Source organism: Achromobacter sp. NCFB-sbj8-Ac1-l (assembly GCF_052695805.1).
The window spans coordinates 516,339-530,998 of the sequence record NZ_CP199812.1; the positions used below are offsets into that span (position 1 = coordinate 516,339).

Genomic DNA, 14,660 nt, shown 5'->3' on the forward strand with positions numbered 1-14,660 from the left:
ACGCGGGGCGGCGTTGGCCGCTGCCCTGGGGAACGAAAGCCGCCTTCCTGCGAAGGCGGCTTTTCTTTTGCCCGAATTCGAGCCGCTTTCGGCGGTAGCCCTTTGTTACGCCGTTCGTCTCGCTGCGGTATGCTACCGACCGCCAATGATGCATCGAGAGGAGAACACGACATGAAACAGACCCCCCGTAGCGCCCTGCGCCGCGCCTTGCTGGGCGGCGTCGCAGCCCTGGCCGCCACGCTGGCCTTTTCGGCGCCCGCGCTGGCCCAGGCCACCGATTTTCCCACCAAGCCGTTGCGCTTCGTGGTGCCTTACCCGCCCGGGGGCCCGCTGGACACCATGGCCCGCATGCTGGCCGAAAAGGTGCGCGGCTCGCTCGGCCAGCCCGTGATCGTGGAAAACCGCTCGGGCGCCGGCGGCAACATCGGCGCCGACCTGGTGGCCAAGGCCCCGGCCGATGGCTACACGCTGGTGATGGGCGCCGTGGCTACCCACGCCATCAATCCCTGGCTGTTCGCCAACCTGCCTTATGACCCGGTGAAGGACTTCGCGCCCATCACCATCGTGACGTCGGTGCCGAACGTGCTGGTCATGAACGTCGACTTCGCCACCAAGAACAAGATCCAGACGCTGGCCGACCTGATCGACTATGCCAAGAAGAACCCGGGCAAGCTGAACTACGGTTCGGGCGGCAACGGCAGCGCGGGCCATCTGTCGGGCGAGCTGCTCAAGGCGCGCGCCGGCATCAACGTCGAGCACATTCCCTACCAGGGCGCCGCACCCGCGCAGCTGGCGTTGCTGTCGGGCCAGTCGGACTTCATGTTCGACAACCTGGCGGCTTCCGCACCGCTGATCAAGGACGGCAAGGTCAAGGCGCTGGCCGTGACCACGGCCAAGCGCTCGTCGCTGCTGGCCGATGTGCCCACCGTGGAAGAGTCCGGCATCAAGGGCTTTGACCTGGGCACCTGGTTCGGCGTGTTCGCCACGGGCGGCACGCCCGCGCCGGTGGTGGCCAAGCTGCACAAGGCCTTCGCCGACGCGATGGAGCTGCCGGATGTGAAGCAGCGCTCGCTGCTGATGGGTTCGGAAGTGGGCCCGATGACGCCCGAAGCCTTCGCCGAATTCGTCAAGACCGAAAAGGCCAAGTACCAGGAGATCGTGAAGATCTCCGGCGCCAGCCTGAATTGAACGCAGGCGCCTGACGCGTGCGTGCCGGCGACATGCCGTCGGCTACGCGGGCCTGATGCAAGCCGCGCCCCAGGGCGCGGCTTTTTCCTGGGCCGGCCAGGTGGCATGCGTGGCCGGCCGATGACGTCACGCCACGGGCGAGGCCAGCAGATTGTCGACCAGCCGCAGCAGCAGCTTGCGGTCGGTCTCAAGGTCGGTGCAGCCGTACTGGTCGGCCTCGCGATTGACCCAGGCATGGCCCGCGCGCCATTGCTCGCCGTCTGGCTGCAAGGTTACGGCGTAGATCCAGATGCCGGTCCAGCTGCGGTGAAAGCGCAGCACGCCGTCTTCCAGGTAGATGAACCACTTGTCTTCCATTTCCTGCGGCACGCGGCCTTGGCGCAGGCGGGCGTACTGTTCGGCCGTATAGACGGCGTCAAAGGGCAGGGCAGTGCGCTTTTTCGGCGCGGGCAGGTGTTTCCAGGAAGCGGCTTGGGCGTCGGGCATGGGGATCGATTTGATATATGCTGGCTGATGCACGTGCGGTCGTCGCGGCGCACCGGCACCCGGTGCGCGACCCTACGCATACTAAGGCCTGACCATGGATTTGTCCCCCGCCATTCCCATCCTGCGTATCTTTTCCGAAGTAAAGGCGCGCGAGTTCTATCTGGATTTCCTGGGCTTCGAATGGGACTGGGAACATCGCTTCGAACCGGGCCTGCCGCTGTACGCGCAGGTGCATCGCGGCGACCTGGTGCTGCACCTCAGCGAGCATCATGGCGACGCCACGCCCGGCTCTGCGATCTTCGTGCGTACGCAGGGCGTGGATGACTACCAGGCCGAATTGATCGCCAAGCAATACGGCTATGCGCGCCCCGGCATCGAAGACGCGCCCTGGGGCCGGCTGCTGCAGGTGACCGACCCCTTCGGCAACCGGCTGACGTTCTGCGAGTCGCAGGATTAGGGCCTACATCTTGCAGTCGGCCACATGCACGTCGGTGTGGTCGCGCGCAATCACCTTGAGGTTCTTGTAGACCAGCTTGCCGTCGGGGCCGGCTTCGATGTGCAGCAGATACCAGTCCTGCACGGGATGCTGGTTGGGGCCGAACTTGAACTTGCCGCGCACGCTGGGGAAGTTGGCGCGGCGCAATGCGTCGCGGAAGGCGTCGGGCTTGCCGGCGATGTCGCCGCCCGCGGCCTTCAGGGCCATGCCGATCAGGTTGGCGGTGTCGTAGGCCTGCGCGGCATAGGCGGTAGGCGCTCGGTTGTAGGCCTTGGTGAAGGCATCCACGAAGTGCCTGTTCTGCGCGTTGTCCAGATCGGCGCTCCACAGCGAACTCAGGTAGAAGCCCTTGCCCGCGGTGCCGGTGGCGGCCAGCATGCGCTCGTCCATCGAATAGATCGGGGTGATCATCTTGATCTTGCCGTCCAGCCCGGAATTGGCGAACTGCTTGGTCAGGTTGATGCCCGCACCGCCCGGGTGGAACTGGAAGATGGCGTCGGGCGCCAGCGACCGCACGCGCGCCAATTCGACCGAGAAGTCGGCCTGGTCCAGCTTGGTGTAGATCTCTTCGGCGATCTCGCCCTTGTAGGTGCGCTTGAAGCCCGCCACGGCGTCACGCCCGGCCTGGTAGTTGGGCGCCATGACCACGACGCGCTTGGCGCCCAGCTCGTTGGCGGCGATGCCCGCGGTGTCGGCGTACGAATCGTTCTGGAACGACACCGAGAAGTAGTTGGGGTGGCAGGCCTTGCCGGCGTAGTTGGACGGCCCGGCGTTCAGGCTGACATAGAAGCCGCCGGCGTTGAGCACCGTGGGCGCCACCGCGGCCAGCACGTTGGAGAAATTGACGCCCGTGAACAGGCGCACGCCGCCCTGCACCATCTTGTCGGCGATCTGCTTGGCGTTGGCCGGCTTGAGCGCGTCGTCTTCGACCCGCACGTTGACCGGCACGCCGCCCAGCTTGCCGCCGCCTTCCTTGACGGCCAGCATGAAGGCGTCGCGCTCGTCTTCGCCGATATAGCCGGCGGGCGTGGACAGCGTGCCGATGAAGCCGATGTCCACGGGCTTTTGCTGTGCCTGGGCGGCCAGTGCCGCCGTGGCCAGCAGCATCGCGGCGGCGCCGCGGATGGTGGGGTGTGTCATGGTTGTCTCCTCCTTGCCTGCCGTTTTTCTACGGCTCGATGGGTCCCGCGAGACAGTTCTCCACTTTCCAGCCATAGAGCCACTGCAACGCGTCATAGAACTGGGACTGGCTGCGACCGGTCCACAGCATGTTGCGCACGGTGCGTTCGACGCCCCGCGCGTGATACAGGCGGCCCATTTCGCGGGTCGACCAGACCACGCGCGCGCTGCGGGGAATGCGCACCGATTCGTACAGGCGGAAAGCGGCTTGCAGGTCGTGGTCGCAGCGTTTGACGGCTTCGCCCAGCGTCACCGCGTCTTCCAGCGCCATGCAGGCGCCCTGGGCCATGTACTGCGTCATGGGATGGGCGGCGTCGCCCAGGATCGTGACGCGGCCTTCGCCCCACTGTTCGACGGGTTCGCGGTCGGCGGTGGCCCAGCGCTTCCACGAGGTGGGGCGGTCCAGCATCTGGTGCGGGCGCGGATGGATGCCCTGGAAGTACGACAGCACTTCGTCCTTGCTGCCTTCGCGCACGCCCCATTGTTCGGGTTCGCGGCTGTGGAAGGTCACCACCAGGTTGTATTGCTGGCCGCCGCGCAAGGGGTAGTGCACCAGGTGGCAGTGCGGGCCGGCCCACAGCACGGGTGCGTTGATGCGCAGTTCCTCGGGCATGTTGTCGCGTTCCACTACGGCGCGATAGACCACGTGGCCCGTCACGCGCGCCGGGTCGCCGATCAGGCGTTCGCGGATCACGGATTTCACGCCATCGGCCCCCACCACGGCATCGGCCTGATAGCGGTTGCCGTCGGTGTCGACCACTTCGACCCGCCGGCCGTCCTGGGACACGCTGGATATCTGGGTCGAGGTGCGAAAGCGGATCAGCGGGTTCTGCTGCACGGCTTCCAGGATGGACAGGTGGATGTCGGCGCGGTGGATCACGGCATAGGGGCCGTTGAAGCGCTCGCGAAACGCCGCGCCGGTGTCGATGCGCACCACTTCGCGGGCATCGACCGCGTCCATCATGATGATGTGGTCGGTGAAGACCGCCCGCTGCCGCGCGGTGGCGCCCACGCCCAGGGCGTCCAGCGCGGCGAAGGCATTGGGCCCCAGCTGGATGCCGGCGCCGATTTCGCCGATGTGCGCGGCCTGTTCCAGCAACTGCACCGCGATGCCCTGGCGGGTCAGCGCCAGCGCGGCGGCCAGGCCGCCGATGCCGCCGCCCACGACGATCACGGATTGCGGGGAAGAAGAGACTGCCGGTGTTGCGTTCATTGCGAAATTCCTTGCAGGGTCATTCCTGGCGGCCCAGGAAGGCGCCCTGGCTTTCCAGTTGCGCCTGCAGCGCCGCCACGGGCACGTCGGCCGGCGCGATGCCGGCGCGCAGCGCCATCGCCGACGCGGTGCCGGCGGCTTCGCCCATGACGAAGCAGCTGCCGCTGACACGCGCGGCCGACTGGCCTTCGTGCGTCATCGACGCGCAGCGCCCGGCCACCAGCACGTTGCCGGCCACGCCCGCGCCGCGGCGCGGCACCATCATGCGAAACGGCAGCTGGTTGTAGCCGCGCGATTCGGGAATGGGCGGCCACATCCATTGCACGTCACCGGCCGTGTGCATCTCCAGCGGCCAGCCGTTCACGCCGATGCTGTCGTCGAAATCGGCGCAGCCCAGGACGTCTTCCTTGGTCAGCACGGCTTCGCCGACGATGCGGCGGGTTTCGCGGATGCCCAGTTGCGGGGCAATGTCCAGCACATAGGCCTGTTCGAAGCCCGGCACCTTGGCGCGCAGGAAAGCCAGGTACTGCGTGATCTGGCGGCGGCCTTCCAGTTCGCCGGCCGACAGCGACGCGGCGTCGGTGCCGTCGGCCGCGCTGCCGTCGGCGTTGGCCAGCTGCGTGACGTTGACGCGCCATTCGTAGTCATGCTTTTGCGGCCGCACGATGGCGCCGCGCCGCGGAAAGGTGAATTCGCCGCTGGCCGCGGCCTGGTCCATCAGCAGCGGAATCGTCTTCCAGGCTTCCTGGGCGCGGGTGCCGTCGACGTTGCCGACCTTGAACATCAGCGTGGGGTAGAGCATGTGTCCCTGGGCATCGCCTTTCTCGAAGGGCAGGCCGCCCCACTGGGCGATGTCGGCGTCGCCCGAGCAGTCGATGAAGACCTTGCCGCGCACCGCGCAGCGGCCCGACTTGGTTTCCAGGAACAGCGCATCGACATTGCCGGCCGCGTCGCGCGTCAGGCCGGTGGCCAGGGCGTGGAACAGGATCTGCGCGCCGCTGTCCTGCACCATGCCGTCGGCCGCGCACTTGAAGGCCGAGATGTCGTAGGCCTGGGCGTGGATCTTGCCCAGGATCAGGTGTGGGTCGTTCAGGCCGCCCAGCGCGCGCATGCGGTCCAGCAGTTCGTCGGTCATGCCGTGCACCACCTGGTGGATCTCGCCGTGGATGTTGGCATGCAGGCCGCAGAAGTTGGACACCCCCGCGGCCGTGCCCATGCCGCCCAGAAAGCCGTAGCGTTCCACCAGCAGCACGCGGGCGCCGTTGCGGGCGGCGCTGGCGGCCGCGAGAATGCCGGCGGGGCCGCCGCCCAGCACCACGACGTCGTATTCGCCGTACAGCGGAATCTGGCGGGCGGGTTCGGTAATGCTCATGCTTGTCTCCTTGCGCAACGCTATTGGCCCTTGATGCCCAGCTTCTTGATCAGGGGTTCCCAGCGCGTGAGCTCGTCGTCCATGTAGGCGCGGAACTCGGCCGGGCTGCTGCCCACGGGGTCCATGAACTGCGCTTGCAGGCGCTTGACGACTTCCGGGTCGCGGATCGCCTGGATCAGCGCATCGGACAGCTTTTTCTGGATGTCGGCCGGCACCTTGGACGAGATCACGAAGCCGATCCAGGCCGAGCCTTCGATGCCGGGCACGCCGGCTTCGGCCAGCGTGGGAATCTCGGGCAGCAGGCCCGAGCGCTTGGACGAGGTGACGGCCAGCGCCTTCAGGCGGCCATCCTTGACCATCGGCATCACGGCAATCGGCGGCAGCGCGGCGAACTGGGTATCGCCCGACAGCAGCGAGGTCAGCGCGGCAGGCGACGACGGATACGGTACGTGGGTGGCGCGCGCGCCGATCTGCTGCAGCAGCAGTTCGACGGCCAGGTGCGACACCGTGCCGGCACCCGGCGAGGGAAAGTTGTACTTGTCCGGGTTTTTCTTCAGTGCCTCCAGCAATTGGCCGACGTTGGCGATGCCGGCGTTGGCCGGCACCACCAGCACGTTGGGCTGGTGCACCGCCAGCGTCAGGGGCGCCAGGTCGGTGGCGGGCGAATAGGGCAGCTTGTCGAACAGCAGCGTGTTGTTCACCAGGGGGCCCGTGATGGACACGCCGAAGGTGTAGCCGTCGGGCTTGGCATTGGCGATGGCGAAGGTGCCGATGTTGCCGCTGGCGCCGGGCTTGTTTTCCACCACCACGGTCTGGCCCAGGAGGGCGCCGGCCTTCTCGCCGACGATGCGCGCCACCTGGTCGGGGCTGGAACCCGGACCGAACGGCACGATCGCCTTGAGCGGCTGCGTCGGCCAGGCATCGGCGGCCTGCGCCGCGCCCCATGGCGCCAGCGCGACCAGGCCCAGGGCCAGGGCGCATGCCGCGACACCGCGCGCTCGGGTCAGGGGGGTGAAATCACGCATGCTTGTCTCCCACGATCTTCATGGTGTTGAAATAGGTCTGTTCATTGGCGATGAAGGCCGCGACCATCGCGCGGTAGGCGGCGTCCACCACCTGGTCCAGGTTCTCGAAGCCGCGGTCGTGGCGTTCGGCCAGGCGCCGCACCTTCTCGAAGACCTCGGCCTGGCGGGCCGGGGCGCTGACCTGGAAGGCGTCGCGCTTGAAGCGTGCGGCGTCTTTCACGTACATGGCGCGTTCGGCCATCAGCCGCACGATCTCGTCATCGAGCCGATCGATATTGGCGCGTACCTCGGACAGGGTCGCGCACAGGGGCCGGTAGGCGGGGTCGGTGTATTCGCGCAGCGGCGCGCCCTGGGGGTCGGGCTCCTGGCCCGGCGTGGCTTGGCGGCTCATTTGACGTAGTCCGGCTGGTGGGCGGGCGCGGCCTGCTGGAACGCGGGCTGGGCGGTGCAGTGCGCATAGACGCGCAGCGCGTTCGGGTAGGCCGACAGGTCGCAGCCCATGCGCTGCGCGTTGGCCACTTGCGGCACCAGGCAGCAGTCGGCCAGCGTCGGCGCAGCGCCAAAGCAGTAGGCGCCATGGCCGTGGCGGGCCAGCAGGGTCTCGACCGCCGTCAGGCCTTCGCGGATCCAGTGGTGATACCAGGCGTTCTTCTGGGCGTCGGTGGCGCCCAGTTCTTCCTGCAGGTAGCGCAGGATGCGCATGTTGTTGACCGGGTGGATATCGCAGGCGATGGCGTCCGACAGTTCCAGCACACGGGCGCGCTCGCGCACGTCACGCGGGATCAGGCGTGGTTCGGGGTGGGTGGCATCCAGGTAGTCGATGATGGCCAGCGACTGCGACAAGGAAAAATCGCCGTCGGTCAAGAGCGGCACGCCGGCTGACGGGTTGATGGCAACGTAGCCGGCGGCGCGCTGTTCCTGCTTGCGCAGGTTGATGGGCAGCACCTCGAACGCCACGCCCTTCAGGGCCAGCGCGATGCGCACGCGGTACGAGGTGGAGCTGTTGAAGAAGCTGTGCAGTTGCATGGGGCCTCCGGCTCAGTCGATGCGCACGCTGAGCGTGCCCAGGCCGTCCACGCCGCCGACCATCGTGTCGCCGCGTACCACCGGGCCCACGCCTTCGGGCGTGCCGGTGTAGATCAGGTCGCCGGCTTCCAGGCGGAAGTACCGGGACAGGTAGGCGATGGTTTCGGCGACCGACCAGATGAGCTTGCCGATGTCGCTGCGCTGCTTGTCCGTGCCGTTGACCTGCAGCCAGATGGCCGCCTCGTGTATGCCAGCCACCTTGGCTGCGCGGTGCAACGGGCCGATCGGGGCGCTCTGGTCGAAGGCCTTGCCCAATTCCCACGGGCGGCCGGCTTCGCGCATCTTCATCTGCAGGTCGCGGCGGGTCATGTCCAGGCCGACGGCATAGCCCCAGACGTGCTGCAGCGCCTCGTCGACGCCGATGTTCGCGCCGCCCTTGCCAATGGCCGCGACCAGTTCGATTTCGTAGTGCAGGTTGGCGGTTTCGGGCGGGTAGGGCAGCGACAGCGTGGTGTCCGGCGCCACCGGCACCACGGCGTCGGCCGGCTTGCAGAAGAAGAAAGGCGGTTCGCGGTCGGGGTCGAAGCCCATCTCGCGGGCATGGGCGGCGTAGTTGCGGCCCACGCAGTAGACGCGGCGCACGGGGAAGCAGTCGGCGCTGCCGGCGACGGGCACGGCAACGGGAGCGGCGGGATCAAAGACAAAAGACATGGGTCACCTTGTAGGAATGCGAGGCCGGCGCCCGCGCGGGCGCCGGCCGACATGAAGTGGGAAACGCGGGGCGTTCAGGCGATGCGCTCTTCGCGCCACAGGCCCAGGGCGTCCTGCACCGGGCGGTCCGAATAGCTGAACAGCGTGGCGTCGTCCAGCGCCGCCAGTTGCACCGGCAGCCACGACGGCGCCACGAACACGTCGCGCGGGCCGAAGTGGAATTCGGCGTCGCCGATGCGGGCCGTGCCGCGGCCTTCCACCACGCTGTAGACGGTGGAATCGGTGCTGCGAAATGGCTTGCCCTGAAAGCCCGCGGGCAGCAGCTGCATGAAGGTGGCCATGGTGGGCATGGGGTAGCCGCCGGTGGCCGGGTTCAGGTAGCGCAGCTTCACGCCGTCCCAGGGGTCGAGTTCGCCGTGGCGGTAGAGTGAATCCAGGGCTTCGCGGCTGCGCTCGTAGGGGTAGTTGAAGATCGGCGAGGTGCCGCCGGCCGCGCGATGCCGCACGGGCGCCATGTTGTGGCCAAAGCGCGCCATGCTGTCGCCTTCGGGGCGCGTGACGGGTTGGGTGGCCTGCGGGTAGTTCTCGGCAAAGCCCGCGTCCAGAAAGCGCAGCAGCGGAATGTCCAGGCCGTCCAGCCACACGACCGGCTCGCCGCCGTCGACCGTTTCGGCGTTGCCATGGTCGTGCCAGGTCCAGGACGGCGTGATGATGAAATCGCCCGGGTGCATGGTGGTGCGTTCGCCGTTGACCGCGGTGTAGGCGCCGCGGCCTTCGACGATGAAGCGCAGGGCCGACTGGGTGTGGCGATGGCTGGGCGCGATTTCGCCGGGCAGGATCAGTTGCAGGCCGGCGTACAGGCTTTGCGTGATGCTGGCCTGGCCGGGCAGGCCGGGGTTCTCCAGGATCAGCACGCGGCGCACGGCCTCTTCGGCGCTGATGAGCGAGCCCGAGGACAGCACGTCATCGCGCACGTCGTCGTATTTCCAGAGGGCGGGCACGCAGCGCGGCGCGGGGTGGCGCGGCACCAGGTTGTGCAGCGATTCCCACAGGGGCGCCATGTGTTTCTGCGCGATGCGCGCGTAATAGGCAGCGCGGTCCGCGCCGGGGGGATGGCCGTCGGGCATGGTCTTGTCTCCTGGGCCGGCGTCGGGGCCGGCCTTCTTGTCGGCATGGCCCGCCGTCGCAAGGGGCGCGGCGGGGCCTGATAGGGAGACGATTATGCGGAACGAGCTATGTGTTTTGAAATGAAATTATCTTATTATCCATACCAATAACCATATACGTACGGCGCCGCCCGGCTCACGTACGACACCTCACAAGAGACAAGAGGGCGCCATGGACTGGACCCACCGCCTGCGCCTGCGCAACCTGAAAATGTTGCTCAGCCTGGCCCAGACCCGCAACATCAGCCACTCGGCCGCCATGCTCAACACGACCCAGCCGGGCCTGTCGAAATGGCTGAAGGACCTGGAAGACGATATCGGCCTGCCGCTGTTCGAGCGCCACGCGCGCGGCCTGCGGCCCACGCCGCATGGCGACGTGCTGATCGCGCATGCGCAGCGGGTCGAGGCGCAGCTGGACCGCGCCAGCGCGGACATGGCCGCGCTGCGCGAAGGCGGCGGCGGCCGGGTGGTGATCGGCGCATCGGGCGCTTCGGCGTCCGACACCGTGCCGCTGGCGGTGCTGAAACTGTTGGAGCGCATGCCGCAGGCCCGCGTGAAGCTGGTGGAAGGCACCACCGACCGCCTGCTGGCGCAACTGGCCCAGGGCGACCTGGACATCGTGGTGGGCCGCTCGGCGCCCGAGCACCACGACCCCGCCATCCGCTTCGAAGCCCTGTACCTTGAACCGATCCACCTGGTGGCGCGGCCGCGCCATCCGCTGTTCGCGCTGGAACAGCCGGGCTGGCCGGACCTGCTGTCGTACCGCTGGATCCTCTGGCCCAAGGGCACGCCGATCCGCAACGCAGTCGATGCCGCGCTGGCCGCGGCCGGGCAGGCGCCGCCCGCGGATCACGTGGAATCCAATTCGGTGACCATCAACCTCACGCTGATCAACAACAGCGACATGATCGGCGTGGCCTCGCACCGCGCCGCGCTGCGCTTTGCGCAGATGAAGGCGATGCGCATCATCCCGGTGCGGCTGTCGGGTTTTGGCTCGGTGGCGATGTACTGGCGCGAAGACGCCTTCCGCCCGGCCGCCGTGCAGCAAGCCATGGCGGCCCTGCGCAACACGGTGGCCGAACACGCCCCGGGCGTGACGAGGCTGTGATGGCTACAAGCCCGGGCCTGAACGCGCTGATCGCGCAGTGCCGCAAGCTGGAAGCGGCGCTGCGGGACGAGGCCGGGCGCGAGGATGGCGCGGCGCCAGAGGGGGATCGCCGCGCTGCTGCCACGTCCACCGCCATGCACCGCTTCATTGCCGACGTGGACGCGCGCCAGACCCCGCCCGGCCTGTGGTCGCCGCTGGTGCTGGCGGTGTTGACGATGGTGGGCGGCATCGGCGTGGGCATCGGCCTGTTGAGCCTGCTGCTGCGCCCCGCGGGGCCGGCGTTGGCGGCCTTTGCGCTGGTGCTGGCCTGCGCGGTCACCGCACTGGCGCTGGCCATCGGCGTGGTGGCTTTCATGGGCGGCCACGCGTTCGGCCTGGTGCTGCTCAAGCGCACTGCGCTGACGTTGGCGGCCAGCGGCGTCCTCGGGCTGATCGCCTGGTCGCAAGGGGATATGCGGGCCGTGGGCCCGGTGGTCGCCTTGCTCGGCGGCGCGGGCGCCTGGCTGCTGATGAACAGCAATGCGTTCTATGTGTTCGCCGGCTACCAGATGGCGCGGCGTGTGATGCGGGCGCGGCGGCGCTGAGTCGCCGCCGGGCGGGGGCAGCCCGACGGGCCGGCGCCGAATCCTGCAAGGGGCAGCGGCGTTGCGCCGCTGCCGTCTGGCCTAGTTGGCCGTGTTGGACCAGCCCTTGGACAGTTCCACCGCCTGGCGCCAGCGTTTCATGCGGGCGTCGCGCACCGATTGCGGCCATGACGGTTCGAACGTGCGTTCGGCCTGCCACTTGGAGGCGAATTCATCCTGGCCCGACCAGAAGCCGACCGCCAGCCCGGCCAGGCCGGCCGCGCCCAGCGCGGTGGATTCCGGCACCCGCGGGCGCACCACGGGCACGCCCAGCAGGTCGGCCTGCATCTGCATCAGCAGGTCGTTGCGGGCGGCGCCGCCGTCCACGCGCAGCTCGGTCAGCGCGATGCCGCTGTCGCCGTTCATGCAGGTGAGCAGTTCGGCGCTTTGCAGCGCGATGGATTCGAGCGTGGCGCGGGCGATGTGGGCGCGGGTGGTGCCGCGCGTCAGGCCCACCAGCGTGCCGCGGGCGTAAGGGTCCCAGTGCGGCGCGCCCAGGCCGGCAAAGGCCGGCACCATGAAGACGTCGTCGGTGTCGGCCACGCTGGCGGCCAGCGATTCGATTTCCTCGGACCGCTGGATGATGCCCAGCCCGTCGCGCAGCCACTGCACCGCGGCGCCCGCCACGAACACGCCGCCTTCCAGCATGTAGGTGGGTTGCCAACCGGCCTGGCCCTGCGCCGGCAGGCCCCAGCCGACGGTGGACAGGAGGTGGTTGCGCGACTGCACCGGCTGGTCGCCCACGTTCATCAGCATGAAGCAGCCGGTGCCGTAGGTGTTCTTGGCCATGCCCGGCTTGAAGCAGGCCTGGCCGAAGGTGGCGGCCTGCTGGTCACCCGCCACGCCGGCGATGGGAATGGAGCCGCCCAGCCATTCGGGCAGGGCCTCGCCCACCACCGCGCTGCTGGGCGCGATGGCTGGCAGCACGCTGCGCGGAATGTTGAGCAGCGCCAGGATCTCGTCGTTCCAGTCTTGCGTATGCAGGTCGAACAGCATCGTGCGCGACGCGTTGCTGGGGTCGGTGCTGTGCACCGCGCCGCCCGTCAGTTGCCACACCAGCCAGGTGTCGACCGTGCCGAAGGCCAGTTCGCCGCGCTCGGCCTTCTGGCGCGCGCCGGGCACGTGGTCCAGCAGCCAGGCCAGCTTGGTGCCCGAGAAGTAGGCGTCCAGCACCAGGCCCGTGCGCGCCTGCAGGAAGTCGGCGTGGCCGTCCGCACGCAGCTGGTCGCATAGCGGCGCCGTGCGACGGTCCTGCCAGACGATGGCGCGGGCCAGCGGGCGGCCGGTGGCGCGTTCCCAGATCAGGGTGGTTTCACGCTGGTTGGTGATGCCGATGGCGGCCACGTCGGCGGCGCTGGCGGCGGCGTTGCGCAAGGCTTCGCGGGCCACGTCCAGCTGGCTGTGCCAGATTTCGCCGGGGTCGTGCTCGACCCAGCCCGGCCGCGGATAGTGCTGGCGGAATTCGCGTTGGCCGATGCCGCGCACCACGCCGTCGCGATCGAACACGATGGCGCGGGAGCTGGTGGTGCCCTGGTCCAGGGCTAGGACAAATTCATTCGTCGTCACTTTGTTTGGCGCCGTTCAGGTGTGCCCCGGCCAGAGGATCGAGGCGTCTAAAGGAAAAGACCGAGGCCGCGCACAGCAGGCCGATGACGATGAAGCCGGCGATGACGTCGCCGACCGCCAGTGTTTCGGCGCCGCGCAGCGTCATGCTGATGTTCAGCGTGACGGCGGCCACACCCACGCCAAGGCTGATGCCCAGTTGCTGCGCCATGGCGGCAAAGCTGCTGGCGCGGCTCATCTTGGCAGGGGGGATGTCGGCATAGGTTAGCGTATTTACCCCCGTAAATTGCAGCGAACGGAAGAAGCCGCCGACCAGCAGGATGGCGATCAGCAGCCACACCGGCGTGGCCGGCGTGAAGGTGGCGCACACCATGATGAAGATACCGGTCAGCACGGCGTTCACGGTCAGCACGCGGCGAAAGCCGAAGTGGCGCACGATGGGGGTGGCGACGAATTTCATCAGCAGGGCGCCGGCCGCGCTGGCAAAGGTGATCAGGCCGGCCGAAAACGGCGACAGGCCGAAGCCCACCTGCAGCAGCATCGCCAGCAGGAAGGGCGTGGCGCCCACGGCGAAGCGGCACAGGTTGCCGCCCAGCGTCGAGATGGCGAAGGTGGGGATGCGCATCAGCGACAGGTCGATGATGGCGTAGTCGATGCGCCGCGCGTGCCAGCCATAGGCCAGGCCGCAGGCCGCGCCCAGCGCGATCAGGCCCAGCAGGGCAGGCAGCGGCATCACGTCGCGGCCGATGGCCTCGAAGCCGCTGACCAGGGCGGCCAGGCACACGGCGCTGAGCAGAAAGCCCAGCCAGTCCAGGCGCGGCGCGGTTTCTTCCTTGATTTCGGCCACGAAGCGCAGCACCAGGGCGATGCCCAGCACGCCGATGGGGATGTTGATCAGGAAGATCCAGTGCCACGACATGTAGGTGACCATGAAGCCGCCCAGCGGCGGCCCGATCACCGGCCCCAGCAGCGCCGGGATCGACAGGAACGACATGGCCTTGAGCAGGTCCTGCTTGGGCACGGTGCGCAAGAGGATGATGCGCCCCACCGGCACCATCATGGCCCCGGCCATGCCCTGGATGACCCGGGCGACGACCAGCTGGGGCAGATCCTGCGACAGGGCGCAGGCGACCGAGCTGAGCGTGAACAGGCCGATGGCGGCCACGAACACCCGGCGCGCGCCGTAGCGGTCGGCTGCCCAGCCGCTGACCGGCACGAACACGGCCACCGACAGCAGGTAGGAGGTAATGGCCACGTTCAGCCGCACCGGGGTCGATCCCAGGGCCCGGGCCATGGCCGGCAGGGCGGTGGCCACCACGGTGGCGTCCAGCATCTGCATGAACAGCGCACAGCCCACGATGAAGGGAATCATTCGCGCCGCGCGCACCGCGTCCGGGGTGGTAGGGGGAGCGGGATTGGCTGCGGCTGCGGATTCTGCGGACATGGCGGGAGGGGGCGTTGGGAGCCAAAAGATTGTAACGCCGGGGCCCGGTCCCGCGTGCAG

15 protein-coding genes are annotated in these 14,660 nt (G+C 68.4%); 4 read left to right on the forward strand and 11 right to left on the reverse strand.

Annotated features, from left to right (window positions below):
• Positions 1–171: 171 nt before the first annotated feature.
• Positions 172–1,188 (forward strand): Bug family tripartite tricarboxylate transporter substrate binding protein, encoded by a 1,017-nt coding sequence (locus ACUDP5_RS02445; protein WP_445658084.1) that lies wholly within the window; start codon positions 172–174, stop codon positions 1,186–1,188.
• A gap of 126 nt (positions 1,189–1,314) precedes the next feature.
• On the opposite strand, the gene ACUDP5_RS02450 is transcribed toward ACUDP5_RS02445, so the two are convergent.
• Positions 1,315–1,674, reverse strand: a complete 360-nt coding sequence (locus ACUDP5_RS02450; protein ID WP_263915520.1) for a hypothetical protein — start codon at positions 1,672–1,674, stop codon at positions 1,315–1,317.
• A gap of 94 nt (positions 1,675–1,768) precedes the next feature.
• Here ACUDP5_RS02450 and ACUDP5_RS02455 point away from each other — a divergent pair, with 94 nt between their 5' ends.
• Entirely contained in the window at positions 1,769–2,131 is a 363-nt protein-coding gene (locus ACUDP5_RS02455) for a glyoxalase superfamily protein (protein ID WP_445658085.1), read from the forward strand.
• Positions 2,132–2,134: 3 nt separating this feature from the next.
• Here the strand turns inward: ACUDP5_RS02455 and ACUDP5_RS02460 are convergent, their stop codons facing one another.
• The 8 genes from ACUDP5_RS02460 to gtdA form a co-directional block, all read right to left on the reverse strand.
• Complete coding sequence (locus ACUDP5_RS02460; RefSeq protein WP_445658086.1) at positions 2,135–3,310, reverse strand: ABC transporter substrate-binding protein; 1,176 nt, start codon at positions 3,308–3,310, stop codon at positions 2,135–2,137.
• Between the two features lie 28 nt (positions 3,311–3,338).
• Entirely contained in the window at positions 3,339–4,562 is a 1,224-nt protein-coding gene (locus ACUDP5_RS02465; protein WP_445658087.1) for a 3-hydroxybenzoate 6-monooxygenase, read from the reverse strand.
• A 19-nt stretch (positions 4,563–4,581) separates the two neighbouring features.
• Positions 4,582–5,934 carry an FAD-dependent oxidoreductase gene (locus ACUDP5_RS02470; RefSeq protein WP_445658088.1) on the reverse strand — a complete coding sequence of 451 codons (1,353 nt, stop codon included), beginning with the start codon at positions 5,932–5,934 and terminating at the stop codon, positions 4,582–4,584.
• A 20-nt stretch (positions 5,935–5,954) separates the two neighbouring features.
• On the reverse strand, positions 5,955–6,959 hold the full coding sequence (locus tag ACUDP5_RS02475) for a Bug family tripartite tricarboxylate transporter substrate binding protein (RefSeq protein ID WP_445658089.1): 1,005 nt from the start codon (positions 6,957–6,959) through the stop codon (positions 5,955–5,957).
• Entirely contained in the window at positions 6,952–7,350 is a 399-nt protein-coding gene (locus ACUDP5_RS02480) for a chorismate mutase (RefSeq protein WP_445658090.1), read from the reverse strand. Before ACUDP5_RS02480 ends, ACUDP5_RS02475 begins: the two co-directional genes overlap by 8 nt.
• A complete protein-coding gene (gene maiA / locus ACUDP5_RS02485) occupies positions 7,347–7,985 on the reverse strand; it encodes a maleylacetoacetate isomerase (protein ID WP_445658091.1) in 639 nt (212 codons plus the stop codon). The genes ACUDP5_RS02480 and maiA overlap by 4 nt, the downstream gene beginning before the upstream one ends.
• A 12-nt stretch (positions 7,986–7,997) precedes the next feature.
• Entirely contained in the window at positions 7,998–8,696 is a 699-nt protein-coding gene (locus tag ACUDP5_RS02490; RefSeq protein ID WP_445658092.1) for a fumarylacetoacetate hydrolase family protein, read from the reverse strand.
• A 74-nt stretch (positions 8,697–8,770) separates the two neighbouring features.
• On the reverse strand, positions 8,771–9,823 hold the full coding sequence (gene gtdA, locus ACUDP5_RS02495) for a gentisate 1,2-dioxygenase (protein WP_445658093.1): 1,053 nt from the start codon (positions 9,821–9,823) through the stop codon (positions 8,771–8,773).
• A 211-nt stretch (positions 9,824–10,034) separates the two neighbouring features.
• On the opposite strand from gtdA, the gene ACUDP5_RS02500 reads away from it, so the two are divergent.
• Both ACUDP5_RS02500 and ACUDP5_RS02505 read left to right on the forward strand, forming a co-directional pair.
• The gene (locus ACUDP5_RS02500) at positions 10,035–10,970 is read left to right on the forward strand and encodes a LysR family transcriptional regulator (RefSeq protein WP_263915505.1); all 936 of its coding nucleotides are present in this window, start codon (positions 10,035–10,037) and stop codon (positions 10,968–10,970) included.
• Positions 10,970–11,554 carry a hypothetical protein gene (locus ACUDP5_RS02505; protein WP_445658094.1) on the forward strand — a complete coding sequence of 195 codons (585 nt, stop codon included), beginning with the start codon at positions 10,970–10,972 and terminating at the stop codon, positions 11,552–11,554. Before ACUDP5_RS02500 ends, ACUDP5_RS02505 begins: the two co-directional genes overlap by 1 nt.
• 81 nt (positions 11,555–11,635) lie before the next feature.
• On the opposite strand, the gene glpK is transcribed toward ACUDP5_RS02505, so the two are convergent.
• Entirely contained in the window at positions 11,636–13,159 is a 1,524-nt protein-coding gene (gene glpK / locus ACUDP5_RS02510; RefSeq protein ID WP_263915503.1) for a glycerol kinase GlpK, read from the reverse strand.
• On the reverse strand, positions 13,146–14,600 hold the full coding sequence (locus ACUDP5_RS02515) for a DHA2 family efflux MFS transporter permease subunit (RefSeq protein ID WP_263915501.1): 1,455 nt from the start codon (positions 14,598–14,600) through the stop codon (positions 13,146–13,148). The genes glpK and ACUDP5_RS02515 overlap by 14 nt, the downstream gene beginning before the upstream one ends.
• Positions 14,601–14,660: the final 60 nt, after the last annotated feature.

Bases quoted from the DNA above. Each gene is read 5' to 3' on its own strand.
- ACUDP5_RS02445 (WP_445658084.1), top strand. From the start codon at position 172: ATGAAACAGACCCCCCGTAGCGCCCTGCGCCGCGCCTTGCTGGGCGGC.
- ACUDP5_RS02450 (WP_263915520.1), bottom strand. From the start codon at position 1,674: ATGCCCGACGCCCAAGCCGCTTCCTGGAAACACCTGCCCGCGCCGAAA.
- ACUDP5_RS02455 (WP_445658085.1), top strand. From the start codon at position 1,769: ATGGATTTGTCCCCCGCCATTCCCATCCTGCGTATCTTTTCCGAAGTA.
- ACUDP5_RS02460 (WP_445658086.1), bottom strand. From the start codon at position 3,310: ATGACACACCCCACCATCCGCGGCGCCGCCGCGATGCTGCTGGCCACG.
- ACUDP5_RS02465 (WP_445658087.1), bottom strand. From the start codon at position 4,562: ATGAACGCAACACCGGCAGTCTCTTCTTCCCCGCAATCCGTGATCGTC.
- ACUDP5_RS02470 (WP_445658088.1), bottom strand. From the start codon at position 5,934: ATGAGCATTACCGAACCCGCCCGCCAGATTCCGCTGTACGGCGAATAC.
- ACUDP5_RS02475 (WP_445658089.1), bottom strand. From the start codon at position 6,959: ATGCGTGATTTCACCCCCCTGACCCGAGCGCGCGGTGTCGCGGCATGC.
- ACUDP5_RS02480 (WP_445658090.1), bottom strand. From the start codon at position 7,350: ATGAGCCGCCAAGCCACGCCGGGCCAGGAGCCCGACCCCCAGGGCGCG.
- maiA (WP_445658091.1), bottom strand. From the start codon at position 7,985: ATGCAACTGCACAGCTTCTTCAACAGCTCCACCTCGTACCGCGTGCGC.
- ACUDP5_RS02490 (WP_445658092.1), bottom strand. From the start codon at position 8,696: ATGTCTTTTGTCTTTGATCCCGCCGCTCCCGTTGCCGTGCCCGTCGCC.
- gtdA (WP_445658093.1), bottom strand. From the start codon at position 9,823: ATGCCCGACGGCCATCCCCCCGGCGCGGACCGCGCTGCCTATTACGCG.
- ACUDP5_RS02500 (WP_263915505.1), top strand. From the start codon at position 10,035: ATGGACTGGACCCACCGCCTGCGCCTGCGCAACCTGAAAATGTTGCTC.
- ACUDP5_RS02505 (WP_445658094.1), top strand. From the start codon at position 10,970: ATGGCTACAAGCCCGGGCCTGAACGCGCTGATCGCGCAGTGCCGCAAG.
- ACUDP5_RS02515 (WP_263915501.1), bottom strand. From the start codon at position 14,600: ATGTCCGCAGAATCCGCAGCCGCAGCCAATCCCGCTCCCCCTACCACC.